27 protein-coding genes are annotated in these 25,014 nt (G+C 45.3%); 6 read left to right on the forward strand and 21 right to left on the reverse strand.

From position 1 onward, the window contains the following. Window positions 1-111: 111 nt before the first annotated feature. The 4 genes from CI597_RS05795 to CI597_RS05810 all read right to left on the reverse strand — a co-directional run bounded on the left by CI597_RS05795 (window position 112) and on the right by CI597_RS05810 (window position 4,531). Window positions 112-384 (reverse strand): acylphosphatase, encoded by a 273-nt coding sequence (locus CI597_RS05795; RefSeq protein WP_024727039.1) that lies wholly within the window; start codon window positions 382-384, stop codon window positions 112-114. Window positions 385-396: 12 nt separating this feature from the next. Next, entirely contained in the window at window positions 397-2,427 is a 2,031-nt protein-coding gene (recG, locus tag CI597_RS05800; protein WP_024727038.1) for an ATP-dependent DNA helicase RecG, read from the reverse strand. A gap of 89 nt (window positions 2,428-2,516) precedes the next feature. Beyond that, the gene (locus CI597_RS05805) at window positions 2,517-4,157 is read right to left on the reverse strand and encodes a DAK2 domain-containing protein (RefSeq protein WP_024727037.1); all 1,641 of its coding nucleotides are present in this window, start codon (window positions 4,155-4,157) and stop codon (window positions 2,517-2,519) included. A 17-nt stretch (window positions 4,158-4,174) separates the two neighbouring features. Then, a complete protein-coding gene (locus tag CI597_RS05810) occupies window positions 4,175-4,531 on the reverse strand; it encodes an Asp23/Gls24 family envelope stress response protein (protein WP_024727036.1) in 357 nt (118 codons plus the stop codon). 190 nt (window positions 4,532-4,721) lie between these two features. On the opposite strand from CI597_RS05810, the gene rpmB reads away from it, so the two are divergent. Continuing rightward, entirely contained in the window at window positions 4,722-4,907 is a 186-nt protein-coding gene (rpmB, locus tag CI597_RS05815) for a 50S ribosomal protein L28 (protein ID WP_006565876.1), read from the forward strand. 87 nt (window positions 4,908-4,994) lie between these two features. Here the strand turns inward: rpmB and CI597_RS18105 are convergent, their stop codons facing one another. The 8 genes from CI597_RS18105 to CI597_RS05850 form a co-directional block, all read right to left on the reverse strand. After that, window positions 4,995-5,132 carry a hypothetical protein gene (locus tag CI597_RS18105; RefSeq protein WP_006565877.1) on the reverse strand — a complete coding sequence of 46 codons (138 nt, stop codon included), beginning with the start codon at window positions 5,130-5,132 and terminating at the stop codon, window positions 4,995-4,997. 118 nt (window positions 5,133-5,250) lie between these two features. Continuing rightward, on the reverse strand, window positions 5,251-5,628 hold the full coding sequence (locus tag CI597_RS05820; RefSeq protein WP_024727035.1) for a GerW family sporulation protein: 378 nt from the start codon (window positions 5,626-5,628) through the stop codon (window positions 5,251-5,253). Between the two features lie 4 nt (window positions 5,629-5,632). Beyond that, window positions 5,633-6,553 (reverse strand): DUF2953 domain-containing protein, encoded by a 921-nt coding sequence (locus tag CI597_RS05825; protein ID WP_024727034.1) that lies wholly within the window; start codon window positions 6,551-6,553, stop codon window positions 5,633-5,635. A gap of 4 nt (window positions 6,554-6,557) precedes the next feature. Further along, window positions 6,558-6,869, reverse strand: a complete 312-nt coding sequence (locus tag CI597_RS05830; RefSeq protein ID WP_024727033.1) for a hypothetical protein — start codon at window positions 6,867-6,869, stop codon at window positions 6,558-6,560. 48 nt (window positions 6,870-6,917) lie between these two features. Then, complete coding sequence (gene pyk, locus CI597_RS05835; RefSeq protein ID WP_186992405.1) at window positions 6,918-8,351, reverse strand: pyruvate kinase; 1,434 nt, start codon at window positions 8,349-8,351, stop codon at window positions 6,918-6,920. A 60-nt stretch (window positions 8,352-8,411) separates the two neighbouring features. Then, window positions 8,412-9,296, reverse strand: a complete 885-nt coding sequence (locus tag CI597_RS05840; protein WP_024727031.1) for a rhomboid family intramembrane serine protease — start codon at window positions 9,294-9,296, stop codon at window positions 8,412-8,414. A gap of 12 nt (window positions 9,297-9,308) precedes the next feature. Beyond that, window positions 9,309-10,241 (reverse strand): magnesium transporter CorA family protein, encoded by a 933-nt coding sequence (locus tag CI597_RS05845; RefSeq protein ID WP_022260798.1) that lies wholly within the window; start codon window positions 10,239-10,241, stop codon window positions 9,309-9,311. 86 nt (window positions 10,242-10,327) lie between these two features. Further along, complete coding sequence (locus tag CI597_RS05850; RefSeq protein WP_024727030.1) at window positions 10,328-10,672, reverse strand: lytic transglycosylase; 345 nt, start codon at window positions 10,670-10,672, stop codon at window positions 10,328-10,330. 201 nt (window positions 10,673-10,873) lie between these two features. Here CI597_RS05850 and CI597_RS05855 point away from each other — a divergent pair, with 201 nt between their 5' ends. Beyond that, window positions 10,874-15,088, forward strand: a complete 4,215-nt coding sequence (locus CI597_RS05855) for a 2-hydroxyacyl-CoA dehydratase (RefSeq protein ID WP_024727029.1) — start codon at window positions 10,874-10,876, stop codon at window positions 15,086-15,088. Between the two features lie 95 nt (window positions 15,089-15,183). Here CI597_RS05855 and CI597_RS05860 read toward each other — a convergent pair whose 3' ends face one another. Both CI597_RS05860 and CI597_RS05865 read right to left on the reverse strand, forming a co-directional pair. Further along, complete coding sequence (locus CI597_RS05860; protein WP_235824560.1) at window positions 15,184-16,080, reverse strand: LysR family transcriptional regulator; 897 nt, start codon at window positions 16,078-16,080, stop codon at window positions 15,184-15,186. A 41-nt stretch (window positions 16,081-16,121) separates the two neighbouring features. Continuing rightward, the gene (locus CI597_RS05865) at window positions 16,122-16,529 is read right to left on the reverse strand and encodes a C-GCAxxG-C-C family protein (RefSeq protein WP_024727027.1); all 408 of its coding nucleotides are present in this window, start codon (window positions 16,527-16,529) and stop codon (window positions 16,122-16,124) included. 143 nt (window positions 16,530-16,672) lie between these two features. On the opposite strand from CI597_RS05865, the gene CI597_RS05870 reads away from it, so the two are divergent. From CI597_RS05870 to CI597_RS05885, 4 genes are all read left to right on the forward strand, one after another. Beyond that, entirely contained in the window at window positions 16,673-17,062 is a 390-nt protein-coding gene (locus CI597_RS05870) for a GntR family transcriptional regulator (RefSeq protein WP_024727026.1), read from the forward strand. Then, on the forward strand, window positions 17,052-17,915 hold the full coding sequence (locus CI597_RS05875; protein WP_024727025.1) for an ABC transporter ATP-binding protein: 864 nt from the start codon (window positions 17,052-17,054) through the stop codon (window positions 17,913-17,915). The genes CI597_RS05870 and CI597_RS05875 overlap by 11 nt, the downstream gene beginning before the upstream one ends. Beyond that, a complete protein-coding gene (locus CI597_RS05880; protein WP_024727024.1) occupies window positions 17,909-18,553 on the forward strand; it encodes an ABC-2 transporter permease in 645 nt (214 codons plus the stop codon). Before CI597_RS05875 ends, CI597_RS05880 begins: the two co-directional genes overlap by 7 nt. Before the next feature lie 140 nt (window positions 18,554-18,693). Further along, a complete protein-coding gene (locus tag CI597_RS05885; protein ID WP_024727023.1) occupies window positions 18,694-18,873 on the forward strand; it encodes a hypothetical protein in 180 nt (59 codons plus the stop codon). A 145-nt stretch (window positions 18,874-19,018) separates the two neighbouring features. On the opposite strand, the gene CI597_RS05890 is transcribed toward CI597_RS05885, so the two are convergent. The 7 genes from CI597_RS05890 to CI597_RS05920 all read right to left on the reverse strand — a co-directional run bounded on the left by CI597_RS05890 (window position 19,019) and on the right by CI597_RS05920 (window position 24,913). Then, window positions 19,019-19,480, reverse strand: coding sequence for a hypothetical protein (locus tag CI597_RS05890; RefSeq protein WP_024727022.1), 462 nt, complete (start codon window positions 19,478-19,480; stop codon window positions 19,019-19,021). A gap of 30 nt (window positions 19,481-19,510) precedes the next feature. Then, window positions 19,511-20,272 (reverse strand): imidazole glycerol phosphate synthase subunit HisF, encoded by a 762-nt coding sequence (gene hisF / locus CI597_RS05895; RefSeq protein ID WP_024727021.1) that lies wholly within the window; start codon window positions 20,270-20,272, stop codon window positions 19,511-19,513. A 12-nt stretch (window positions 20,273-20,284) separates the two neighbouring features. Continuing rightward, window positions 20,285-20,890 carry an imidazole glycerol phosphate synthase subunit HisH gene (hisH, locus tag CI597_RS05900; protein ID WP_024727020.1) on the reverse strand — a complete coding sequence of 202 codons (606 nt, stop codon included), beginning with the start codon at window positions 20,888-20,890 and terminating at the stop codon, window positions 20,285-20,287. Window positions 20,891-20,893: 3 nt separating this feature from the next. Continuing rightward, window positions 20,894-21,676 carry a hypothetical protein gene (locus CI597_RS05905; RefSeq protein ID WP_024727019.1) on the reverse strand — a complete coding sequence of 261 codons (783 nt, stop codon included), beginning with the start codon at window positions 21,674-21,676 and terminating at the stop codon, window positions 20,894-20,896. Window positions 21,677-21,725: 49 nt separating this feature from the next. After that, entirely contained in the window at window positions 21,726-23,204 is a 1,479-nt protein-coding gene (locus CI597_RS05910) for a sensor histidine kinase (RefSeq protein WP_024727018.1), read from the reverse strand. Beyond that, window positions 23,205-23,882: a response regulator transcription factor gene (locus CI597_RS05915; protein ID WP_024727017.1), complete on the reverse strand. Its 678-nt coding sequence runs from the start codon at window positions 23,880-23,882 to the stop codon at window positions 23,205-23,207. A gap of 125 nt (window positions 23,883-24,007) precedes the next feature. Further along, a complete protein-coding gene (locus tag CI597_RS05920; protein WP_024727016.1) occupies window positions 24,008-24,913 on the reverse strand; it encodes a DUF368 domain-containing protein in 906 nt (301 codons plus the stop codon). Window positions 24,914-25,014: the final 101 nt, after the last annotated feature.

The following is a 25,014-nucleotide window of genomic DNA, read 5'->3' on the forward strand; positions in this document are numbered from 1 at the left end:
TGAAAGACCTCCGTTTCTTTTGTTGTTTTTTGTTACGAAGATAGTATGTTTAATAATACAAAAGATACACTGAGAGTTTTTACATGGAATAACATTTTTTTCTTTGGAAGTTTAATACTTTACTTTGAAGTCCTTTTCTCCCTCACTGAGCGGACATTCTTCAACTGTTACATGGTCGATCCGCATAAATCTGTGTCCGTGTTTCATGGCTTCCATAAAATCTTCAATCTGTTTTTTTGTCCCCTGGGCTTCTGCGGTGACAGAACCGTCATACATATTTTTCACCCAGCCTGTCACATGAAACTGTGCAGCATTCATCTGTGCAAAATACCGGAATCCTACTCCCTGGACTCTTCCTGTAAACCGCAAACGTACACGAATCATAGCGAACCTCCTTTATATCCTGTTGGCAAGCGAAATCTGTTTTTCCAGTCGGCTGTTTTTTAATGTGGAGAAATCAAATCCTTCCTCACACAGCTGATGTACCGCATCGCTTGCCTGTTTTAAAAGATCTGCGTTGGTATAAATATCGGCCAGGACAAAATCCATCATCCCGCTCTGCCGGACCCCGAAAAAGTCTCCCGGACCTCTGAGTTTCAAATCCTGATTGGCAATGTAAAATCCGTCATTGGACTTATTTAACACTTCCAACCGCTCCATAGTCTCTTTCTTTTTTGCTCCGCTCATGAAAATACAATAGGACTGGTGTTCTCCCCTCCCCACCCTGCCTCTCAGCTGATGCAGCTGGGCGAGGCCGAATCGTTCGGCGTTTTCCACCATCATGATCGTGGCATTGGGCACGTTGACACCGACCTCGACGACCGTGGTGGACACCAGGATGTGGATTTTCTGCTCCGAAAATTCATCCATGATCTTCTGCTTTTCCTTTGGTTTCATTTTACCATGAAGCACCCCGATCTGTACACCGGGAGGAAACTGTTCTCTCAGCATATTGGCATACTGGATCACATTTTCACCCTCCATGGCCTCGCTCTCCTCCACCATCGGACAGATGATATAGACCTGCCGCCCCTCTGCCACCTGCTTTTCCATAAACCGATATGCGTTCGGACGGTAACTCTGATTGACGACACAATTTTTAATAGGGAGACGATTTTTCGGCAGCTCATCGATGATGGACACATCCAGATCGCCGTACATGATGATCGCCAGGGTCCTCGGGATAGGCGTGGCACTCATGACAAGGACATGGGGCTCCTTCCCCTTCTTCGAGAGGATCTCTCTCTGCCGGACCCCGAACCTGTGCTGTTCATCCGTGATGACCAGGGCCAGCCGGTCATACTCCACAGCATCCTGGATCAGGGCATGGGTCCCGATGACAATATCATACTCATGGTTTTTAATCCCCTGATAGATTTCTCTCTTTTCTTTTGCCTTTGCAGAGCCTGTGAGCAGTGCCGCAGACACGCCGAACGGTCCAAGAAGTTCCTGGAAAGTCTCGTAGTGCTGGCTTGCAAGTACTTCCGTCGGAGCCATCAGAACGCCCTGATACCCGGCCTTCGCGCACATCAAAAGAAGGATCACCGCAAGGATCGTCTTCCCTGATCCCACGTCCCCCTGCACGAGGCGGTTCATGACCTTCTCTCCCATTAAATCCTTCTGCATCTCCAAAAGAGCCCTTTTCTGTGCTCCGGTCAGTTCATAAGGAAGTGACTTGATAAGCCTGTCCGCCTCCCCGCATACCGGGATCAGATAACGGTTTTTTTCCTCCCGGTGCTCCTGTTTCATCAGGTTCATCCCTGCCATAAAGATAAAAAACTCATCAAAGATCAGTCTTTTTTTTGCTTCTACCAGTGTCTGCTTATCTTTTGGAAAATGAACATTCCAGATGGCCTCGCTGTAATCCATTGGACGGTATTTTTGAAGGATCTGCTCCGGCAGATACTCCCGGATCTCCTTTATATACTCCTCGGTCTGCATGACAGCCTTGCTGACTGTTTTATTCGTAATTCCCGAAGTCAGCGGATAGACCGGCTGTAAGGTCTGCTGTTTTGCGCTGTAATCCTCCTCTTTAAAAATCTCCGGGTGCTCCATCATCAGGCGTCCGTTTTTAAATACCGGTGTACCCACGAAGATATAATCCTCTCCCCGGTGGATCTGTTTTTTTAAGTATGGCATATTAAACCAGGTAAATGTCATAGTGCCTGAACTGTCCCTTCCGAGACAGGAGACAATCTTTAATCCTCTTACGTATCGGATATTCACATCTGATGTAATCCTCACCTGAACTGCGGCTCTCTCCCCTGCCGTCAGTTCAGAGAGCAGGACAGGATCTTCATAAGTCAGATAGTATCTGGGATACATGGTGATCAGGCTGTCCACAGTCTCGACTCCCAGCTTTTTAAATCCGTTATATGTTTTTTCACCGATTCCCTTCAGGCATTGGATATTTGTATCCCCGTTCATAAATCAACTACTCCTTTATAAATGTGGACCTCCCTATGAAAAAGGAAAAGGGAACAGCATCTGCTCCCTTTTGATTGTCCATTCTTTTCTTATTCTACAGACAGCAGGAAATAATAAATCGGCTGTCCTCCATATTCCATCTGGACTTCACAGTCCGGATACAGTTCCTCTGCCTTTTTAGAAAGCTGCACAGCCTTCTCCTCCGGCGTCTCATTCCCGTAATATATACAGATCAGTTCGCTTTCCTTGTCCACCATACTGCGAAGGAGTCCCAGCGTCACCACCTCTACATCATTCCCAACTTCCTGAATGCCGTTGTCGTCAATTCCCATAATGTCATCGACTTTGATCGTCTTGCCGTCAATGGTCGTATCACGGACTGCATAGGTGACTTCTCCGGTTTTTACGCCGTTCATTATCTCGGTCATGGCAGCCTCATTCTCTTCCACACTGCTCTCCGCCTCAAATGCAATCAAAGCAGAAATACCCTGCGGTACAGTCTTGGTTGGAATAATAATGATCTCTTTATCTTCCACCAGGGCTTTCGCCTGCTGGGCAGCCAATATAATATTTTTATTATTCGGCAGGATGAACACATGATCCGCATTGACCTGTCCGATTGCATTGAGCATATCTTCCGTGCTCGGATTCATGGTCTGTCCGCCTTCTATCAGATAATCTGCACCCAATTCCCTGAAAATGTCGTTGAGGCCGCGTCCGATCGAAACCGCAACGAATCCCATATCCTTTCTAGGAGCCGTTTTCTTTTCCTCTGCCTGACGGCTTAGATTCAGACGCTCCTCATGCTCTTCCCGCATGTTGTCGATCTTCATGCTGGTCAGTGCACCGTAAGAAAGTCCCTTTTCAATAGCCTTGCCCGGATGATTCGTGTGGACATGCACTTTCACGATGTCTTCATCCGCCACAACTACAATGGAGTCTCCCATACCGGTCAGATAATCTTTAAACTCCTGTTCCTGCGCCGAACCAAATTCTCTTTCCAGCATGACAATAAACTCTGTACAATATCCGAACGTAATATCCGCTGTCTCTCCGGATACGGCTCCCATCGGTTTTTGCACCGGTTTGGAAACTGCTTCAACTTTCAGATCTACTTCCTTTCCGAGCAGAACATCATAGGCTCCCTGAAGAACTTCCAAGAGTCCCTGTCCGCCGGAATCCACGACCCCGGCTTCTTTTAAAACAGGCAGCATCTCCGGTGTCATCTGAAGTGCTGTATTGGCTTCCTGCATGACATTTCGGGCAAACTCTTCAAAATCGTCTGTCTTCTTTGCCGATCTCAATGCGCTGTCTGCAGCCGCCTTGGCAACGGTGAGGATCGTTCCCTCTTTCGGCTTCATAACCGCCTTGTAGGCAGTATCCACAGCCTTCTTAAATCCCGCCGCCACATCTCTGGTTGTCAGTCTGTCCAAATATTTGATCTGTTTTGTAAAGCCCCGAAACAGCTGGGACAGAATCACCCCTGAGTTTCCTCTGGCTCCTCTTAATGATCCACCCGAGATAGCCTTTGCCAGCTCCTCGATAGTAGGATCTTCTATCGCACCGACTTCTTTTGCCGCCGACATGATCGTCATCGTCATATTGGTTCCCGTATCGCCGTCCGGCACCGGGAATACATTCAATTCGTTAATATGCTCTTTTTGAGCTTCCAGTCTCTTCGCTCCGCCGATAAACATCTTTTTGAGCAAAGCTGCGTCAATCTGCTTCATTTATCCTGCCTCCGTAATTATCCTATATCTTTCACACCCTCAACGTATACATTGATCCGTTCTACTTCCAGACTGGTGAACTCTTCTACCTGGTACTTCACAGAAGACATCAGGTTGTCCGCCACCGCAGAAATGGATACACCATAAGAAACAATAATGTGAAAATCTATGGAAATTTTGTTGTTCTTCACAGAAACAAAAACACCTTTTCTTATATTATCTCTAGTCAGCAGCTTTACGATTCCGTCTTTCATATTGACCATTGCCATGCCGACAATACCAAAACAACCAAGGGCACAAATCCCGGCATACTTGGCAATCACTTGATTTTCGATAAAAATCTCGCCGTTCTTCGTGTTCATATGTCCTTTCATCGCTTTACCTCCATACTTCGTATTCTTGTGCGCCCACACAGCTCATTTTACCCGGAACGCTACTTAGATTATACTATTTACCTATGAAAAAGAAAAGAGAATTTCTTCTTGATTTTTAGAAATCAATCTGGTAGAATGAAATAGTTGTCAGTCCCAGAGAGGGATAAGATCGAGTTAAGGAGGTGCTAACATGGCAAAATGTGCTATCTGCGGTAAAGGCGCTCATTTTGGTAATGCAGTCAGTCATTCACATAGAAGATCAAATAAGATGTGGAAATCAAATATCAAATCTGTAAGAGTGAAGGTAAACGGTGCAGCTAAAAAAATGTACGTTTGTACTTCTTGTCTGAGATCAGGTAAAGTCGAAAGAGCGTAATCTTTCCCGATTATTATAAACCTAGGGAGCTGGAATATCCGGCTCTTTTTTTCATTATCTTCTCCCCGGCTCTCTCTGCCGAAAAATTTACTGAAAAAACAGAAAATAGGACAGCGTGATGCTGACTCCTGTCATGGCAAACTGTGTAAAATCTCTTTGGATGAACATTCCAATAAACAGCCCGAGGCCGAAAAAGAAAAAAGCAACTCCGCAAACACGTTTCATACATACACACCTAATTTAAGCTTATTAGCTAGTATATGCAGAACAACACAAAGTATTGAATAAAAAATACCCTGTATTACAGATTTCTGTTCATACAAGGTATTTTAAAGCAGGGAGGTTATCGTTCGTTTTCCAAGTCTTCCACTATATCTTCCAGTGTCTCTTCTTTTTTCGCAAATTTATCGATCACATCCGGCACCATATCCAGAAGCTTCGTGATGGTCTCCTGATTCTTGACGTTTACAAGCTTCGTCTGCCCGTCTCTGATCACGAGAACCGCGCTTGGCGTCATCTTGCCCCCGATACCTCCGTATCCCCTGGCTTTCCTGTCTCCGCGGTAATCCCCGGCTCCCATGCCAAAAGATACGTCTACCAGAGGCAGAATGATCGTGTCCTTCACATAAATAGGATCTCCGACCACTGTCTTTGAAGTCATAAATCCTTCGATTCCCTGAAATAACGAGTCCACGGTCTCATTAAACTTTTCTTTGTTCATAAAACTAACCTCCTATTGTTCTCATAATACGTTCCTTCTGTCTCCAAAGCTCCTTATCCCGGTAAACATCCCATAAGATCTTCAGAAAATGAAACGCGTATATCCGGCCTGAAACTGTCAGTGCGGCCTCAAATCTGGCTTCCGTAAAGTCCGGCTCCACAGACAGTCTGTCGTTAAACAGCGGCATAAAAACACTGACAGCAGCAAGTGTCTGTCCTGTCATAGAGGGATCATCAAAGCCGAAGGCCACGTCTCCCGAAAATTTCTTCGGCAGAAAATGCCTGATCCCTTTTTTCCCATATCCAAATAAGCGTTTGACGACGCGGATCAATTCCTCATCTCCCAGCAGTTCTTTGAAAGATTCTGCCTGTTTTAAGGCGCCTCTTAATCTCCGATACAGACGCTTACCTGTATTATAGCATCTTTGAAAGAAACTTTTCACCCTTTTTCTGAACGGCTGCTTTCCGGGCGGTTCCTCTGTGACAGATTCAAACTCTTCGCCGTCTCCGGTATAATCCAGAATATCTCCTGAAAAACCTGTCTCCGGATCAGGATCAGCCGATTGTCCGGTTTCTTCCCGGGGCACTTCTGTCCGGTCTCTTATATCCTTCCCAGATTCCCTGATTTCTACCACATCTTCAGCCGCTTTCCTGTTGAGCAGTGACCATCTTTCTTCATTCGAGTGATAGACGGGAAATCCCAGAATTCTAAAAGAAACTGCCGGTTCTTCTCCCTCTTTCCATGACACCTTCATGCGGATAAAGAAGAAAAGCCATGATACCCGGCCTTTGGCCCATTTCCCGCAGTCATTGTAAACTCCCCGGGCGCAATAGCCTGCCGGTGCGAACAAGATCAGAAACAGGAACACGAGGATACAGAGCAGAAGGATTCCTATGATTTTTATAATAATCCATAAAACTGCCATCGTCTCACTCCTCTTCAAAAAATTCCGGTATCCGAAACATAGAATCCTGCTGTCTGATGTCTTCCACAATCCTTCTGAGTACCACGAAGGCATCCTGTTTTGACACGGCACATCCCACAACCGTGACATCCCTTTGCCGATAATAATCTTTCAGCAGTTCCCGGTATTCGTAAATCTCCAGCACTCCTACGTTTCCAAGCGGAAGCGTAATACAATACAGCGAAGGAATGCTCTTTCCTTTTACAATCCGCTTTATTAACTTTTCTTTCGTTATCGTTAAAATTTCCGATATGTAAAACTTTTCAGCAGCCTTCATATATTCACCTTACCAAAAAGGGGATGTTTTCACACCCCCTGATCCTTTTTATTCGCCGATCTTTACAACTTTCAGCATGTTGGTCACACCTTTTCCGCGGTGGTCTGCCGGACCGCCTCCGGTCAGAACGAGAATATCATTCTCCTGTGCCAGATCTGCACTCGTTACGATTTCCGTAGCCTCATCCAAAAGTTCCCTCGTTGATGATGCTTTGTGAGATTTGAATGGACGCACACCCCAGTAAAGCTGCATTTTACGCACAACCGCCTCATCCGGAGATAATCCGATGATCTGTGCATCCGGTTTGAACTTGGATACGATCCTTGCCGTAAATCCGGACATGCTGGAAGCCAGAATACATTTTGCATTGATGTTATGCGCAGTCTGTACTGCAGAATAGGCAACTGCCGCTGAGATTCCCCGGTTCACATAGATAGAGCGGAAATCCTTGATCTTCGTATCCAGATGAAGCTCCGTAGAAATAGCGATCTGATTCATCATCTTGACTGCTTCCACAGGGTATTTTCCTTTTGCGGTCTCTCCGGAAAGCATGATCGCATCAGTGCCGTCATAGATAGCATTGGCAACGTCTGTTACTTCTGCTCTCGTAGGACGCGGGTTGCGGATCATAGAATCCAGCATCTGTGTAGCCGTGATAACCGGTTTAAATGCGTTGTTGCATTTTTTGATGATGGCTTTCTGCATGAAAGGAACTTCCTCTGCAGGAATCTCCACACCTAAATCACCTCGGGCTACCATGATCCCGTCGGAAGCCTGGATAATGGACTCGATATTTTCTACACCTTCTACATTTTCGATCTTGGAGATGACACCCACTTCCAGGTTGTGAGCTTTTACAATTTCTTTGATTTCATTGACTGCGTCAGCGTTGCGGATGAAAGAGGCAGCGATAAAATCAATGCCGTTTTCCAGTCCGAATTCAATGTCGCTCTTATCTTTTTCTGTGATAGAAGGAAGATTCACACGCACATTCGGCACGTTGACACCTTTGCGGCTTCCTAAGAATCCGCCGTTGATAATATCACATACGATATCTGTCCCGTCTTTGATCTCTTTGACTCTCAGTTCGATCAGACCGTCGTCGATCAGGATCGTGTTGCCTTCTGCTACGTCCTGAGGAAGTTCTTCGTATGTAATTCCTACGATAGAATCATTTCCTTTGATATCTCTTGTGGTAAGGACAAACTCCTGTCCCTCTTTTAATTCTACGTCTCCGTCTGTATCCAAAAGTCCGGTACGGATTTCCGGTCCCTTTGTATCCAATAAAATCGCAATCGGAATATTCAGTTCTTCACGGAATCTTTTAATCCTCTTAATCCTTCCAAGCTGTTCTTCATGGTCACCATGTGAGAAATTTAGTCTCGCAATATCCATTCCTTCCAGCATCAGCTGTTTGAGCACCGCGTCGTCATCCGTCGCAGGACCCATTGTGCAAACAATTTTTGTTTTTTTCGTCAGCATAGTTAATCTCCTTTTCATAACAATGTATAATAAATTAATCTATAAAAATTAATTATTTCCTTATTTGTCTTTTTTCACATGGACGTGTGTAAACAAATGATCCTGGCAGTATTCATAATTGCCTTCACACTTAGAACAGTAGCGGAATTCCAATGTGGGATCATCCAATTCTGTCCGGTGGCAGACAGCGCATTCATGCCTGGCGCCGTTCTTTTTCGGCTCCGCGTGTCCGGCAGATTCCCCGAAACTCGCTTTCCGCTTTCTCTGCCGCACCTTCTGGCCAAACATGGCACCCTTTGCCTTCATCTTTTTCGTTGAGAAAAAGAACAGAACAAAATTCAGCAAAGCGACTACTATTGATACTTTAATCGAAATTCCCGTAACTGTAAAGTCTGTTGCAATAAAAAATGTATAAAACAGGTATGCGGCGTCAAGATATGCCAGCCACTTTACCTTCATTGGAATGATCATGTAAAACAATACCTGCATGTCCGGGAACATCATGGCATAGGCCAAAAACAGAGATAAATTCAGATAGAAGGTATCCATCTGCACAAACATGGCATTAAACTCTCCCCCTGATAAGACAAGGATCAGGTATGTAAGAAACGCTCCTGAAATGGTCCCAAGCACACCGATCATATAGTACATGGTAAATCGGAAACTTCCCCAGACCTGTTCCAGCGATGAAGCGATAGAATAATAAAACAGCAGTACAAAAATCATAAAGAACAAATTGGTAGACGGTGCGATCAGAAGGAACGTAAAAATCCTCCAGACTTGTCCGTGCAGTATAAGGTATGGATTCAATGTAAACTGACTGTACAGCTCCGGCGCGGCAAACTGTACCATGATCCCTACGACATATAAAAGAATAATATACTTTGGAAGTCCCGGAATAGAAAACCGTCCAAACTTCCTCTCCAGCTTATTTAACCAATTCATAAGAAACCTTTCCTAAAATGTTTTTTTCTTTCCTAATACAATACTTCCGATCACTGTCAGCACCAAAGACACCCCTACCAGTCCGAAAAATCCGAATGGGCTGTCCGCAAACGGCACAGGCACGTTCATTCCCCAAAAGCTTGCGATCATGGTCGGTATGGACATGACGATCGTGATAACCGCCAGAACCTTCATAACGATGTTCAGGTTATTGGAGATAACAGACGCATAGGCGTCCATCGTACCGCTTAAAATATTACTGTAAATATCCGACATCTCGATCGCCTGCTTGTTCTCAATGATAACGTCATCAAGCAGTTCCTCATCTTCCGGATACTGTTTGATCTTTTCAATCTTTAACAGGCGCTCTAATACCAGTTCATTTCCCCTCAGTGATGTTGAGAAATAAACCAGTGACTTTTCCAGTTCCAAAAGCTCGATGAGCTCCTGGTTCTTCGTAGATATATGGAGCTGTTTTTCGACTTCGTCACTTTTTTTATCGATGATCCGCAGGTACTGAAGATAAAGGGATGCATTCCGAAACAGGATCTGCAGGATAAATCTGGTCTTCTTATATGTCCAGAAATTCCGTACCCTTCCCTCTTTAAAATTAGAGAGCACCGGCGTGTCCATCAGACAGATGGTGATCAGGCACAGTTCCGTCAATATGATCCCGCATGGAATCGTCACGAAATAGTTCTTCTCTTTTCTCTCCTCTGTGATCGGCACGTCCACGATGATCAGCGTATAGTTGTCCTCAACTTCGATACGTGAGCGCTCTTCTTCATCCAGCGGTGCTTTTAAATGATCCAGATCGATCTGGTACTTCTGGGAGAGTTCCACCAGCTCAGTGGCCGTTGGGTCTACCACGGAAATCCAGCAGCCCTCTATGGGCTCAGATATTTCATTGATCCGGCCGTCCATTGTCCGAAAAATCTGTATCATTTGAGTCTCCTTCCACTCCGCTGCGGTCACAGGCAGATGAGATCATCCGCCTGTTTTCCACGAGTTCACGTTTCATTATAGAGATATTATTTCCCTTTGTCAATTAAGAGCACTGTCCCGACAGGAAGGGTCAGCTCTCTGACGCTTTTGTTTGATTTTGCTAATTTTTCAAAGGAAACATTCTTATTTTTCATAATATTCATAAGAGTGTCTCCTTTTTTCACTACATATGGCTCAAAAGCACCCGAAATCACCGGTCCCGCTGACGGAATACATAATTCATCACCAATCTGCAGATTATAAATGTTCACATAAGGGTTTTTCCTCATGATCTCCCTTACACTCACATTATATTGTTTTGCGATTTGATATAAGGTATCTTTTTCCTTAATTACATAAACTGTTCCATTACAGTTTCCCCGTTCTGCCATATCTTATACTTTCCTTTGCCTTTTTATTATAGACTATGCCTTGTTTTTTATTTGTTTCCGATTAATTTTAGTGAATTTTTTTCTCATTTCCATTTTCTTCGCCTATTTAATAGGTAAGAAGACCACACTTGAATCTTGTTATTTCAAAATCTTTATTTTATAATAAGACTACTATCGAAAAGGAAAGTAGGTTACAGTTAGATGAAACGATTAGGAATTGATATCGGCTCTACCACCGTCAAAGTAGCGGTGATCGATGAGCAGCACAATATATTGTTCTCAGACTATGAGAGACATTATGCAAATATACAGGAAACACTGGCATCACTTTTAAGAAAGGCAAAGGATCAGATCGGAGACGTCACTTTTGCCCCAACAGTCACAGGCTCCGGCGGGCTTTCTATTTCCTCTTATCTGGAAATCCCGTTCTGCCAGGAAGTTGTCTGCGTCTCCACAGCTCTCCAGGACTATGCCCCAAGGACCGATGTCGCCATTGAGCTCGGCGGCGAAGATGCTAAGATCATTTATTTTACCAACGGCATTGACCAGAGGATGAACGGCGTCTGTGCGGGAGGCACCGGCTCTTTTATTGACCAGATGGCCTCACTGCTTCAGACAGATGCGTCAGGCCTCAATGAATATGCAAAGAACTACGATACGATCTACCCCATCGCAGCCCGGTGCGGTGTATTCGCGAAATCAGATATTCAGCCTCTGATCAATGAGGGGGCAACAAAAGAAAATCTTGCGGCTTCTATCTTTCAGGCAGTGGTAAACCAGACCATCAGCGGCCTGGCCTGCGGAAAACCTATCCGCGGCAACGTTGCATTTCTGGGAGGTCCGCTCCACTTCCTCTCCGAATTAAAAGAAGCCTTTATCCGCACACTCGGCCTTGAAGGAGAGGCGATCATCGCCCCGAATCATTCCCATCTGTTTGCCGCTGTGGGTGCCGCTCTGAATGCCAGGGAGGAAGTGACAACCAATTTCACGGATCTGCTGGATCATTTTAAAAGAAAAATCGAGCTGGGCCATGAGGTAGACCGCCTGAAACCTTTGTTCAAGGATGACCAGGAATACCAGATGTTCCTTAAGGAGCACAACCGCCACGTCGTAAAGCGCGGAGAGCTTTCTACATATGAAGGCAGCTGCTATCTTGGGATCGATGCCGGTTCTACTACTACCAAAGTAGCTCTGGTCAGCGACAAAGGCGACCTGCTGTACAGCTATTATACAAATAATAACGGAAATCCCCTGAATGCGACTATCGATGCGCTGAAGGAAATTCATGCACAGATGCCGGACACGGCACACATCGTATCTTCATGCTCCACGGGCTACGGGGAACACCTGATCAAAGCTGCCCTCAATCTGGATTACGGAGAGGTGGAGACCATCGCACATTATTACGCGGCTGCATTCTTTGATTCGAGCGTGGACTGTATTCTGGATATCGGCGGACAGGATATGAAATGCATCAAAATCAAGAACGGAGTCGTGGACAACGTTCTTCTGAATGAAGCCTGTTCTTCCGGCTGCGGTTCTTTTATTGAAACCTTTGCCAAGTCGTTAAACTATTCTGTACAGGACTTTGCAAAAGTCGCTCTGACAGCCAGGACACCGATCGACTTAGGTTCCAGATGTACCGTGTTTATGAATTCCAAGGTAAAGCAGGCCCAGAAGGAAGGGGCCAGCGTTGGTGATATTTCTGCGGGTCTTGCTTACTCTGTCATCAAAAATGCTCTTTTAAAGGTTATTAAACTGACAGATCCAAAGTCACTCGGAAAACACATCGTTGTTCAGGGCGGAACCTTTTACAACGACGCTGTATTAAGAAGTTTTGAACGGATCTCCGGCTGCAGTGCCATCCGTCCGGATATTGCCGGCATCATGGGTGCCTTCGGAGCCGCTCTGATCGCGAAAGAACGCTTTAAGACAGAACACACGAAGACACAGATGCTGCCGATGGAAGAGATCTTCGCTCTTTCTGTGGATACTTCTATGACACGGTGCAAAGGCTGTACCAACAACTGTCTTTTAACCATCAACAAGTTCTCCAACGGCGGCCGCTATATCACTGGAAACCGCTGTGAGCGCGGCATAGGCGGCAAGGCTAATAAGGACAATATTCCGAACTTGTATGAGTATAAATTAAAACGCACCTTCGGCTACGAATCCATTCCTGCCGGAGAAGCAAAACGCGGTGTCATCGGCATCCCCAGGGTTTTAAATATTTATGAAAACTATCCGTTCTGGCACACTTTCTTCACAAAGCTTGGATTTTCTGTGGTTCTGTCCCCTGAGTCTTCCAGGGAGATTTATGAGCTGGGCATCGAATCCATTCCGAGTGAATCCGAGTGCTATCCGGCAAAGCTTGCCCACGGGCACGTGATGTGGCTCATTAAGCAGGGCATTAAGGATATTTTCTACCCGTGCATCCCTTATGAACGGAATGAGACCGAAGAGGCCAATAACCACTATAACTGTCCGATCGTCACTTCCTATGCGGAAAATATTAAAAATAACATGGAAGAACTGCGGACAGAAAATATCAGCTTTATGAATCCATTCCTGGCCCTGGACAATGAAGAAGCCTTAAAGCCAAGGCTTTTTGAAGAGCTGGGTGAAAAATACGATATTGACGCGCCGGAGATCAACGACGCTGTGCGTGCGGCCTTTGAGGAACTCGACAGCGTGAGAAAAGACATTCAGAACCAGGGTGAGGAAGTCCTCGCTTATCTGGCAGAGACAGGACGTACCGGAATTGTACTCTGCGGACGTCCGTACCACATCGACCCCGAGATCAACCATGGAATTCCGGAACTGATCAATTCTTACGGAATTGCCGTGCTGACAGAGGATTCCATCTCCCACCTCTCCAAGGTGGACCGGCCGCTGAACGTATCGGACCAGTGGATGTACCATTCCAGACTGTATGCAGCTGCCAACTACGCCAAATCCAACAAGCAGCTGGAAGTGATTCAGCTGAATTCCTTCGGATGCGGCCTGGATGCGGTCACAACAGATACAGTCAACGATATCCTCACCCGTTCCGGAAGGATCTACACAGTATTAAAGATTGACGAGGTCAATAACCTGGGGGCAGCCCGGATCAGGATTCGTTCTCTGATCAGTGCCGTCCGTGTCAGAAAAAAACATAATATTGAGCCGAAACCGGTATCTGCTGCCATGAAGAGAATTGAGTTTACGAAAGAGATGGCAAAGGAATACACGATTCTGATCCCGCAGATGTCTCCGATCCATTTTTCCATGGTGGAGCCTGCCTTAAAATCCTGCGGCTACAAAGTCAAAGTACTCAGGCAGCAGGGAATGAAGGATGTCAACACAGGACTTAAATATGTCAACAACGATGCCTGCTATCCTTCTCTTATTGTCATCGGACAGCTGATGAATGCACTGCTGTCAGGCAAATATGATACAGACAAGATCGCCCTTGCGATCAGCCAGACCGGAGGAGGCTGCCGTGCAACGAGCTACATCAGCTTTATCCGCAGGGCTCTTGAGAAAGCAGGCTACGGACACATTCCTGTCATCGGAATCAGTACCCAGGGCATCGAAAAAAACAGTGGATTTAAGCTTACTCCGGGTCTTTTAAACCGTGCGGTCCAGGCCATAGTCTACGGTGACCTGTTCATGAGAGTGGTCTACCGCACCCGCCCGTATGAAAAGGAAAAAGGCTCTGTAAACCGTCTGCACAAACGCTGGGAAGCCAAGTGCAAGCGAGATGTCATGAAAGGAAATCTTTCTACCTTCAAGAAGAACATCAAAGGCATCATCCGCGACTTTGATAAGATTCCTCTGACGAATGAAAAGAAGCCGAGAGTCGGTATTGTAGGTGAAATCCTCGTAAAATTCCTGCCGGATGCCAACAATCATCTGGTAGAACTCCTGGAGCGTGAAGGCGCAGAGGCTGTTGTCCCTGACCTTTTGGACTTCTTCATGTACGGATTTTACAACAGCAATTTTAAATACCGTTACCTTGGAAAATCAAAGAAGACGGCGCTCATATGTAATTCCGGAATCTGGATCGTGGAACAGTACCGGAAAACGTTAAGAAAAGAACTGGCAAAGAGCAAACGATTTGATGAACCGGCATACATTAAGGATCTGGCTGCCTACGCCAAACCGTTCGTCTCCATCGGCAATCAGACCGGCGAGGGCTGGTTCCTCACCGGAGAGATGGTAGAACTGATCCACAGCGGTGCGCCGAACATCGTCTGCACACAGCCGTTTGCATGCCTGCCGAATCATGTGGTAGGAAAAGGCGTGATCAAGGAGCTGCGCCAGGCTTTCCCTGAATCCAACATCGTTGCCATCGACTACGATCCCGGTGCCAGCGAAGTCAACCAGATCAACAGGATAAAACTGATGCTGTCGGCAGCGATTAAAAATATGTGACATTTTCCTTGAATCTTTCGACATATTATGATATTATAATTTTATACAAAAGAGAAAAAACAGCAGTCTGTGATTTGCAGGCTGCTGTTTCTATTTTATATATTCTGTTTTTCATATTCTTTCTGAAGTATTTCTGCAAACTCCCTGATATATTCGTCTTCCCGGTCTTTCCTCCAGCAGGCAATGTAATTTCTTTTTAATTGCTTTCCATTTGCGCAAAGCGGAATGCTTCGGAGTGGGATATCATCCTGTCCAGGCCTTTCCCCTGTTTCTTCCGTGAGCAGAAATCCCTTATCCCAGGCTGCTAAAAGCCTGGCTTCTTCCGGAGTATCGGCAAATATAATGTTATCCTGTAATCCCAGCATATTTACACAGTCATCTCTCTGCCGTTCTCTCTGGTCATCAGGTGTGGCAATAATACAGGGGATTCTGCGTAACTCTTCAACATTCACATAATCCAGGGCACAGAGAGGACTTCTCTCCGATATCTCAATAAAAAATCTGCCTTTGGTCAGAGGAATATATTCAACGTCTTGTAAATCACCCGGCCTTCGGCTGCAAAGAATGACATCAGTTCCTCCGAAACATAGCATGTCAATCAGCTCTTCTGCATACCCTGCGGCGGTCTCCAACTCCATCGCGGGATACTTCTCAGATAATATGGCTGCTGCCCGGCAAAGTTCCGTTGCATGCAGATATTTTAAATATCCGACCCGGAGACACTGATTCATTTGTCTTCCGATTTGGGCGGTCTCTTTTTTCAGACGCCCCGCCTCATCCAGCAGCACAAGGCCGCGCCGATAAAAATATTCCCCGGCAGGTGTCATAAAAAATTTCCGGTTCCCTCTCCTAATCAGCTCTGTGTCAAGATTTTCTTCTAAAGCGCGTATCTGCTGCGACATGGCGGACTGGGATATCCCGCATTTCTCCGCCGCATCAGTAAAGCTTTGACATGTGATCACCTCTGTATAATACTTTAATTGTTTCAACAACAAAAAATCACCTTCCCTGCCATTTTTCATCCTGCTATATCTTACAGCTTCTCCAGAATATCGTCGAGAATCCGGACTGAGTCCTCCACACATCCCCGGCAGCTTCTGAGCATCGTGCCGGTAGTCATTCCTTTTAACTCCCTGCATACCGTACTTTGATTCTTCATCTGGAAACGCCTGATGAGCTCTCTTGTCAGCTGATATGTAGATCCTTTTGAGTCTGGTTTCGCAAGGTTCCCTGTGCTGTTCATCCTTCCCAGCACAGCGACTGCACCCGAAACCGCACCGCAGGTCCCTTCCATTCCTCCCATGCCGAGTCCAAAGCCTTCTGTCAGTTCAAACACGGTCTGTTCGTCAATGCCCATCTCCTCGCAATAACAGCATGCAACTGCCTGTGCACAGTTATAACCTCTCTCATGTCTTGCGGCCGCTTCTTTTATCTTACTCATTCTGATACCTCCTGTCTGTTCCTTCTAACTAATTAAAACATATCCAATCCCTAAATACAACTTATCTAAATTTTCCTTGTTTTACCATTGACAACTGTATATACGGCGTATATACTGTATATATACAGTCAGGAGGAATTCATGTGAATATTATTATCAGCAACCAGAGTGATCTTCCGATTTATGAACAGATAGCGGAAAGCTTCAAAGAAAAGATCCTCTCCGGAGAGCTGTCCGGGGGTGAACTTCTTCCATCCATCCGTTCTCTTGCCAAGGATCTGAGGATCAGTGTCATCACAACAAAACGTGCTTATGAAGAACTGGAAAAAGAAGGTTTCATAGAAACCATGCCCGGAAAGGGATGTTTTGTAAAAGCAAAGAGCACAGAACTTCTGAAGGAGGAAGTTTTGAGAAAGATCGAGGAGCATCTTGTAAACGCCGTACATATGGCAGTATCTTATGAAATTGAGCAGGAAGAATTGGAAGATATTCTTTCCTGCCTTTATGAGGAGGGTATAGATCATGGAAAATAATATAGAAATCAGGCAAATGACAAAAACATATCCCGCCTTCCGGCTGGATCGTGTGGATCTTTCAGTACCGAAGGGCTCCATCGTAGGGCTGATCGGTGAAAACGGAGCTGGAAAGACAACGCTGATCAAAGGAATGCTGGGCTTAGTCCATCCGGAAGAAGGCGAAGTCCTGATCTTCGGCAAAGATGCCAAAACTTCTATGAAAGAGATCAAAACGAACATCGGCGTTGTCCTGGACGGCAGCTTCTTTATGGAACTTTTAAAGGTTCAGGCCATTGACACTGTCATGAAAGGAATCTATGACAAGTGGGATACAGCTCTGTTTTACGATTACCTGCAGCGGTTCGGCATTGATCCCTCCAAAAAAATCAAGGAGCTGTCAAAAGGTATGCAGAAAAAACTGGAGATACTGACAGCTCTCTCCCACCATCCGAAACTTCTGATCCTGGATGAGCCGACCAGCGGCCTGGACCCTGTTGTGAGAAATGAGATTTTAGATATTTTTCAGGATTTTATTTTAGATGAGGAGTGCAGTATTCTGCTTTCCACCCACATCACAAGTGATCTGGAACATATCGCGGACTACCTGGCCTTTATCGACAACGGACAAATGATTTTCTTTGAAACACGCGACAAAGTGCTTGACAGTTACGGAATTTTAAAATGTGACCAGAAAAAGTTTGAGCGCCTGGAACCATCCGATGTCATCCGCTACCGCAGAAACCGCTATAATTATGAGGTGCTGGTAAATGACCGGCACAGTATCCGCAGGACATACCGCGATGCGGTCATTGAGAAAATTACAATCGAAGATTTAATGCTTTTATATATTAAGGGGGAAAAATTATGTTAGGGTTAATAAAAAAAGATGTGCTGCTTCTGCAGTCATACTTGAAGAATCTGCTGCTGATCACGGCAATGTTTTCAGGCCTTTCGCTGATCAACGAAAGTTACTCTTTCCTTGCCGCGTCTCTGCCATGTATGTTTTCCATCCTGTGCTTTACGCTCATAAGCTACGATGACTATTATCACTGGGATGCCTATTCATTAACGCTTCCCGTGAGTCCAAAAGACAGTGTGCGGAGCAAATATATCGTTTCCACATGTCTTTTGGCCTTTGGTACAGTTTTAGGAACTGTATTGTCATTCGTGGTCATTGCCATAAAGGATATATCTGTGCCCGGCAAAGAGGTCTTTCTCACAGCCTTAGGAGGTATCTTCATAGCATCCGTTTTGATGTCTCTGATGTATCCCATTGCCTACCGATTCGGAACGGAAAAGGGACGGTTTGTAATATTCGGCATATTTGCAGGAATTTCTATTTTTATAGTTTTATTAGGTAAAGCACTGATGACCATGGATCTGCAACTTCAGTCCGTCACCGACTTTTTCACAGGAAGCGGCAAATACCTGCTCATTCCTCTGATTCTGGTTATTATCTTTGTATCATACTGTATCTCCTGCAGCATCTTTACCAGAAAAGAATATTAGCACGCAAAAGCCGCTGGGTTACTCCCTGTTTATATGCTATAATATGTAGTAATTGGACAACAATTTGCAGAATTATCTTTCTGCAGACCTTGAAAAAAGCCATGGAGCACAGCCGCAGCCGGTTATTAGGCGAATCAGAAATGAATAAATTTATTGAAGCATTGACAAGCAAAAGTAAGAGTGCAGAACTGCCTGAAGAATATAATTATTTTGGAAAACTTGTCGGCAGCTGGAAACTCAATTATACTGACCACAGTCTGTCCTGTTCGGTTGTAGGAGAATGGTATATCAATGCTGAAATATATGCCGAGCGCACATAATTTCCATAGAACAAAGTTGTCAAGCCCCTCAATCTTTGAGGGGCTTGACAACTTTGCGCGCCAGCCTAGCCCGAAGTGTCATAATGAAAGAACTGAAACTCACGCCCGGCATGCTTCGTGAATCAAACGCGGGCTTTTTTACACATTAAAAGTTCTTCAGGATGCTCTCCGCACCTGACGGTATCTTAAAATTCAGCCGAAGGTTCAGGATTTCCGCGGATGCATAGGTACTGTCTTTGTAAAAGGTCAGAGATACCATCTTCTTCATGCTGCTCTCTGAATCCCCATTGAGTTTCTTTGTTCCTGCCTGATACAGGTCACACCGATATACGGCCTTCTCTTCATCCGGTATGGTTTTTACGGTCTTCCAGTCATCAATCCTAAGCTCATCGATCAATTTTTGGATACCATCTTTATTCTTCAGCACAGCAATCGTTTTCCGGTCCTTGCAGGATATGATTTCAATCTTCTGCGCTTTGCTGACCTGGCTGATATCGTCCTGCCTGCTTGTCACTTTGATCTGGCTTTTCTGCTTCCTGACAGAACATCCCTGGAACACACCGATGCTCAGGATAAGAACTGCTGTCAAACAAAATATCTTTTTCATATCTATTCCTCCCACATCATGTCAATAAAATCACCTGCGCATGCTGAGACCTCTGTCAGCCAGATAATCTTTTAACTCCATGATTTCCAGCTCTTTGAAATGAAACAGGGATGCCGCCAGAGCCGCATCTGCTTTTCCTTCTGTCAGGGTGTCGTAGAAATGTTCCTTTGTTCCGGCACCTCCCGACGCGATCACAGGAATATCTACAGTCTCTGCAATTGCACTGGTCAGCTCATTGTCATATCCTGCCTTCGTGCCGTCACAGTCCATACTGGTCAGAAGGATTTCTCCGGCGCCGCGGTGTTCTGCTTCAGCCGCCCAGGAAACGGCATCCAGTCCTACATCAATCCTTCCTCCGTTTTTATAAACATTCCATCCGGTGCCGTCTTCCCGGCGTTTTGCATCAATTGCCACGACCACGCACTGGCTGCCGAATTTATCTGCCGCGTCGCTGATCAGGTCCGGGGTGTTGATGGCAGAAGAATTGATGGAAATCTTATCAGCCCCTTCTCTGAGAATTGCCCTGAAATCATCTACCGTTCGGATTCCTCCGCCCACTGTAAACGGAATAAAAACTGTCTCTGCTACTTTTCTCACCATATCGATCATAATATTTCTCGCATCGGAGGACGCCGTAATATCCAGAAATACCAGCTCATCAGCTCCAGCCTTGTCATAGGCCGCACCAATGGCAACCGGATCTCCCGCATCGATCAGATTTACAAAATTGACCCCTTTTACTACACGGCCGTTATGTACGTCCAAACATGGAATGATTCGTTTTGTATGCATGTCCCTTTCCTCCTACAGTGAAATAAAATTCTTTAAAATCTGAAGACCTACCGTGCTGCTTTTCTCCGGATGGAACTGGCACGCAAATAGGTTGCCTTTTTCCACAGAAGCATGGATCACCTCCGAATACTCTGTGGTCGCCGCAACAATATCCGGTTCCGAAGCTTTCAGATAATACGAATGAACAAAGTATACATAAGGATCTTCCGGCACACCTTCAAACAGCCTTGCTCCCGCTTTTATCTTCAGGTTATTCCATCCCATATGAGGAATTTTTAACCCATCCTTTTTGGGGATCTTTACGATCTCACCTTTTAAAAGGCCCAAGCCCTCAACACCCGGCGCTTCTTCACTCTTTTCAAACATGATCTGCTGACCCAGACAGATCCCCAGAAAAGGAATTCCTTGCTCTGCAACCTGATGGATCGTGTCCGCCAGTCCATACTGATGAAGCTTTTCCATGGCATCTCCGAAAGCACCGACTCCCGGAAGGATGACGTGGGTGCTTCCTAAGATCTGTTTCCTATCTCTCGTAATCACCGCATCTTCACCCAGAAACTGGATTGCTTTTTCAACGCTTCTAATATTTCCTGCATCATAGTCAATAATCGCTACCATATCCTACCTCTCAATTTCAAGAAAATCTTTGCTGTCCATCTTTACTGCATCTGCTTTTCCCTTCAGTTCCTCACCTACCTGATATAAAGTGCGGTTGACCCTTACCATATAGGCTTTCTCATTATAAAAAGCCATCTTCTCAAACGGCCACCGAAACAGGCTCGGCACTCCAAAGCCTTCTCCCAGTTCCAGAATGAAAAGCTTCTTGTTCAGTGTAGTCTGAAGCCATTTTGTATACGCTGCCCAGCTGTTCAGATAAGCTCCCTCAATATACGTACTCTTCGTATCCTCGGTACGTATATTATAGATCAATGGCTCACCGCATTTTGGACACTCCAGGTGCTCAATCTCTCCAGTAGTCTCATAGTGGCGGATCAAATCTTCAAGGCCCGGTTTAGCCGGATACAGCTGTTCACTGCACGGCTCTTTACACTGAAAAAAGTCTCCGTTTCCGCACGGGGCAACCAGACGGTTTTTATCCAGAGCAGAATGGAAAATGAGGCCGTCATTATTGCTCGTGATTACAAAATAATCCTTTTGATCTAATACCTCCTCCAAATTCTTAAAATAAGGAACCTGGGAGAGATTCAGCAAATGGTGCCTTTCATACACCTGGCTCATCCATGCGGCATCCCTGTCTTCTTCATCCATCCTCAAAAGCTTCTGGTAATGCTCATTTTGTATCTCTGTTTCAAAATCCATTAACTCATATGCGCTAAGTTCCGGTCCAATTCCCACCAAAACCAGATCCGCATCCTGTATCCTGCTAACATAATCCTTTAACATATGCCGCTCCTTTGCTTCCATGTGAAATATCCACTATTTTATCACATTTTCAGGCATTTGCACAATCCACATCGAAGTAAAATTCAACGCCTCCCTCCACGTTGGCCACTCCATATTGTTTGCCATGGGCCTTCATGGTTGCGGCTACAATGGACAGTCCGATGCCGCTGCCTCCATATTCTCTCGTTCTTGCCTTATCCACTTTATAAAATTTCACCCAGAGCTTATCCAGATCTTCTTCCGGTATATGGCTTCCGGAGTTAAACACGGTCACCCTGAGATCATTCTCTATCCGTTTAAAGGAAATAGCAATCCTGCCGTTTTTTAAAACATGGTTTCTGGCATTGCTCAGATAGTTTCCAAATACTTCCTCCATCATAAACTCATCGGCCCATACATAGGTGGGCGGTTCATGAAATTCAACCGTAATATTTTCTTTCTGGAAAAAGATTGTGTTTGCAGAGAGCATATTCTGGATCAGCTCCTGAATATTGAACCGCTCCATGCTGACCTGGTGATTGCCAAACTCGATCTGGTTTAACGTCAGAAGTTTCTGTACCATTCGGTTCATCTTCTTGGCTTCGTCCGCGATCACATCACAGTAAAATTCACGGCTCTCCTCATCCGCTGAGACATTGTCTTTCAGGCCTTCCGCATATCCCTGGATCAGGGCAATCGGTGTTTTCAGCTCATGGGAGACATGAGATAAAAACTCCGTTCTCATCTCGTCAATCTGAACCTTTTGCTCGATGTCCTGGCGCAGCTCATTATTGGCTGTTTTGAGCTCCGAGATCGTGTACTCAAGCTTTGAGGAGAGTTCATTTAAACTCTCACCAAGATGCCCCAGTTCATCTTCACCGCAGTCTATGACCTTCACGTCAAAATCCAGATTGCTCATCCGGTTTGCAGCCGCAGCCATTTCTTCAATGGGCTTTGTAAACTGCTTGCTGTAAATATACATGGCGATTCCCCCGGCCACGATCAAAACAGCTCCCACGTAGGCAGTAAATCTCCCGGACAGCACCGCACTGGTCTGTATGCTTTCCATCGGAGTGTTGATCACCACGGCATAGCCGTTGTCAAAATATCCGAGAAGATTGATGCTGGTCCCGGTGGATTCCTTGTCGGACCCGCTCACTACGGCATAACCTTTTTCACTGATCTGCCTCTTAATCTTTCTCATATCCTCCAGCGTGCTGATCATGTCATTGTACATGAGCCCCTGTTTCCCCTCAGACGAATATATAACCTGTCCGTTTTCGTTGTTAACGATCAGCATCCGGTAATTAGACTCTCTGACGATTTTTGATATCTTATAGGAATTATTATCGGCGCCTTTTGTATTGAGCAGCTGGTTGATAGAGTCATAAACCTGTGTGATATTCTTTTTTTCCTTAAACACATAGTATGGTTCGATCATCAGGATGTTAATACAGATAGACAGAAGAATGGTGGATGCCATAATCACGATCAGCACCAGCGTCATTTTTACTTTGATGGATTGATTCTTCAGTATCTTTTCTTTCACTTACTCCTGCACCTCGAACTTGTAGCCCATTCCCCATATCGTGCGGATATATGCTCCTTTGCTTCCCATTTTATTTCTGAGTTTTTTTACATGGGTATCAATGGTCCTGGCATCTCCGAAATAATCATAATTCCACACCTGATTCAATATGTTTTCCCTTGTGAGTGCCCGTCCTTCATTTTTCATAAAGTAGGACAGAAGTTCAAATTCTTTAAAACTCAGATCAATGCTCTTATCATTGATGGTAACCATATGGGCTGCTTCATCCAGAACAATCCCGCCGGCTTTCAGCACTTCTCCGTCCTGCTGTCTGGTCCTCCTTAAAATAGCTTCAATCCTGGCCACTAAAATCTTCGGACTGAACGGCTTCGATATATACTCATCCACTCCCAAGTCAAAGCCCTGAAGCTCATCGTTTTCCTGATCTTTGGCCGTCAGCATGATGATGGGTACTTCGGAAACTTTCCGTATCTCCCTTACAACTTCCCATCCGTCCATCCGGGGCATCATCACGTCTAAAACGAGCAGATCAATCCCTTTAGTGGAAAAAAACACATCCACTGCCTCTTCCCCGTCTCCTGCCTCCAGCACCTGATATCCTGCCCGGTTTAAGAAATCCTTTACCAGTTTGCGCATCCTGCTCTCATCGTCAACTACTAATATTTTAAGATCATTCATCAAGGTTCCTCCTGCGGTTATATTCCAATTCACTATGTATAGTTTACCACAGGATTATGATAAAATTGTGAAAAAAAGACATCAGCACTGAAAATACTGATATCTCTTTCTCTTACATGATTTTTCTATTCTGCCTCAGATACTCCAGCCGCTGCTTCCTGTCTGTCAGACATAGCCTTCAGTTTCTGCAGTCCAAAGATAATTACCCCGCCGATGATGAAAAACAGGATACTGAAACTTCCTGATGTCAGTGCAGGTTTTGGAACTTCCAGTGTGGTCGGTCCCATGACAATAGCATAAAGAGATCCGATCATCATTCCGATGATGAAATATACCATCTGCGACCGGAACTTTTCAAGGCAGGTACGGATCAGCTTTACGACTGACGCAATCCCGCACAGGATGCCGCAGCCAAAAATCAGAATCACCGGAAAATAAGCCGTGTTAAAATTCATGGCTTCTTTCACTGCCGAGATAATCGGCACATACAGGCCGAAGATCAAAAGCATGGTAGAGCCTGAGATTCCCGGCAGGACCATGGCCGAAATGGCAATCATGGCCACGAGGAAAATATAGATTCCCAGTCCCAGCTTTAAATGCTCCACACTCACATTCATGCCCTTGCCGGATGCCGGATTAAAATAGGTGATCGCTGCCACCATGACAACTCCGAGCAGAGCAAACACAGCGTTGCCGTATTTATCTTTCAGACAGTCCTTTTCTTCAGACCAGATGATCGGTATAGCAAAAATAATCAGTCCTAAGAACAGGGAACTGATCTCATAAATCCTGTCACTGAAAATACCGGCCAGCACAGAAACCGCTGCCCCAAAGCCAACGACCCAGCCAATCCCGATGCGCAGCAAGAACTTCAAAGCCTCTATCTTTTTTTGTTTATTTCCTGTAATTAAATCGTCTAGCGATGAGATAAAATGGTCATAGAAACCGAGCAGAAAAGCCACGGTCCCGCCGGATACCCCCGGCACGCTGTCGGCTAATGCCATACAAAATCCCCGAATAAAATTTAGCATACTGACTCCTTTGTTATAAGAACACATACAAATGCTGGAATCTGTTCCAACACAACTTTTAGTATTATAGCACACGTTATGTAAAATAAAAAGTAAGAAAA

The sequence above is a fragment of the Anaerostipes hominis (ex Lee et al. 2021) genome, assembly GCF_002270485.1.
Classification (GTDB): Bacteria; Bacillota; Clostridia; order Lachnospirales; family Lachnospiraceae; genus Anaerostipes; species Anaerostipes hominis.

Bases quoted from the DNA above. Each gene is read 5' to 3' on its own strand.
- CI597_RS05920 (WP_024727016.1), bottom strand. From the start codon at position 24,913: ATGCTAAATTTTATTCGGGGATTTTGTATGGCATTAGCCGACAGCGTG.
- CI597_RS05805 (WP_024727037.1), bottom strand. From the start codon at position 4,157: ATGAAGCAGATTGACGCAGCTTTGCTCAAAAAGATGTTTATCGGCGGA.
- CI597_RS05875 (WP_024727025.1), top strand. From the start codon at position 17,052: ATGGAAAATAATATAGAAATCAGGCAAATGACAAAAACATATCCCGCC.
- CI597_RS05830 (WP_024727033.1), bottom strand. From the start codon at position 6,869: ATGAAGGCTGCTGAAAAGTTTTACATATCGGAAATTTTAACGATAACG.
- CI597_RS05880 (WP_024727024.1), top strand. From the start codon at position 17,909: ATGTTAGGGTTAATAAAAAAAGATGTGCTGCTTCTGCAGTCATACTTG.
- CI597_RS05890 (WP_024727022.1), bottom strand. From the start codon at position 19,480: ATGAAAAAGATATTTTGTTTGACAGCAGTTCTTATCCTGAGCATCGGT.
- CI597_RS05795 (WP_024727039.1), bottom strand. From the start codon at position 384: ATGATTCGTGTACGTTTGCGGTTTACAGGAAGAGTCCAGGGAGTAGGA.
- CI597_RS05885 (WP_024727023.1), top strand. From the start codon at position 18,694: ATGAATAAATTTATTGAAGCATTGACAAGCAAAAGTAAGAGTGCAGAA.
- rpmB (WP_006565876.1), top strand. From the start codon at position 4,722: ATGGCAAAATGTGCTATCTGCGGTAAAGGCGCTCATTTTGGTAATGCA.
- pyk (WP_186992405.1), bottom strand. From the start codon at position 8,351: ATGCTGACGAAAAAAACAAAAATTGTTTGCACAATGGGTCCTGCGACG.
- CI597_RS05915 (WP_024727017.1), bottom strand. From the start codon at position 23,882: ATGAATGATCTTAAAATATTAGTAGTTGACGATGAGAGCAGGATGCGC.
- CI597_RS05845 (WP_022260798.1), bottom strand. From the start codon at position 10,241: ATGATACAGATTTTTCGGACAATGGACGGCCGGATCAATGAAATATCT.
- CI597_RS18105 (WP_006565877.1), bottom strand. From the start codon at position 5,132: ATGAAACGTGTTTGCGGAGTTGCTTTTTTCTTTTTCGGCCTCGGGCTG.
- CI597_RS05820 (WP_024727035.1), bottom strand. From the start codon at position 5,628: ATGAACAAAGAAAAGTTTAATGAGACCGTGGACTCGTTATTTCAGGGA.
- hisF (WP_024727021.1), bottom strand. From the start codon at position 20,272: ATGCATACAAAACGAATCATTCCATGTTTGGACGTACATAACGGCCGT.
- recG (WP_024727038.1), bottom strand. From the start codon at position 2,427: ATGAACGGGGATACAAATATCCAATGCCTGAAGGGAATCGGTGAAAAA.
- CI597_RS05825 (WP_024727034.1), bottom strand. From the start codon at position 6,553: ATGGCAGTTTTATGGATTATTATAAAAATCATAGGAATCCTTCTGCTC.
- CI597_RS05905 (WP_024727019.1), bottom strand. From the start codon at position 21,676: ATGTTAAAGGATTATGTTAGCAGGATACAGGATGCGGATCTGGTTTTG.
- hisH (WP_024727020.1), bottom strand. From the start codon at position 20,890: ATGGTAGCGATTATTGACTATGATGCAGGAAATATTAGAAGCGTTGAA.
- CI597_RS05840 (WP_024727031.1), bottom strand. From the start codon at position 9,296: ATGAATTGGTTAAATAAGCTGGAGAGGAAGTTTGGACGGTTTTCTATT.
- CI597_RS05810 (WP_024727036.1), bottom strand. From the start codon at position 4,531: ATGAAAGGACATATGAACACGAAGAACGGCGAGATTTTTATCGAAAAT.
- CI597_RS05865 (WP_024727027.1), bottom strand. From the start codon at position 16,529: ATGAGTAAGATAAAAGAAGCGGCCGCAAGACATGAGAGAGGTTATAAC.
- CI597_RS05850 (WP_024727030.1), bottom strand. From the start codon at position 10,672: ATGGCAGAACGGGGAAACTGTAATGGAACAGTTTATGTAATTAAGGAA.
- CI597_RS05855 (WP_024727029.1), top strand. From the start codon at position 10,874: ATGAAACGATTAGGAATTGATATCGGCTCTACCACCGTCAAAGTAGCG.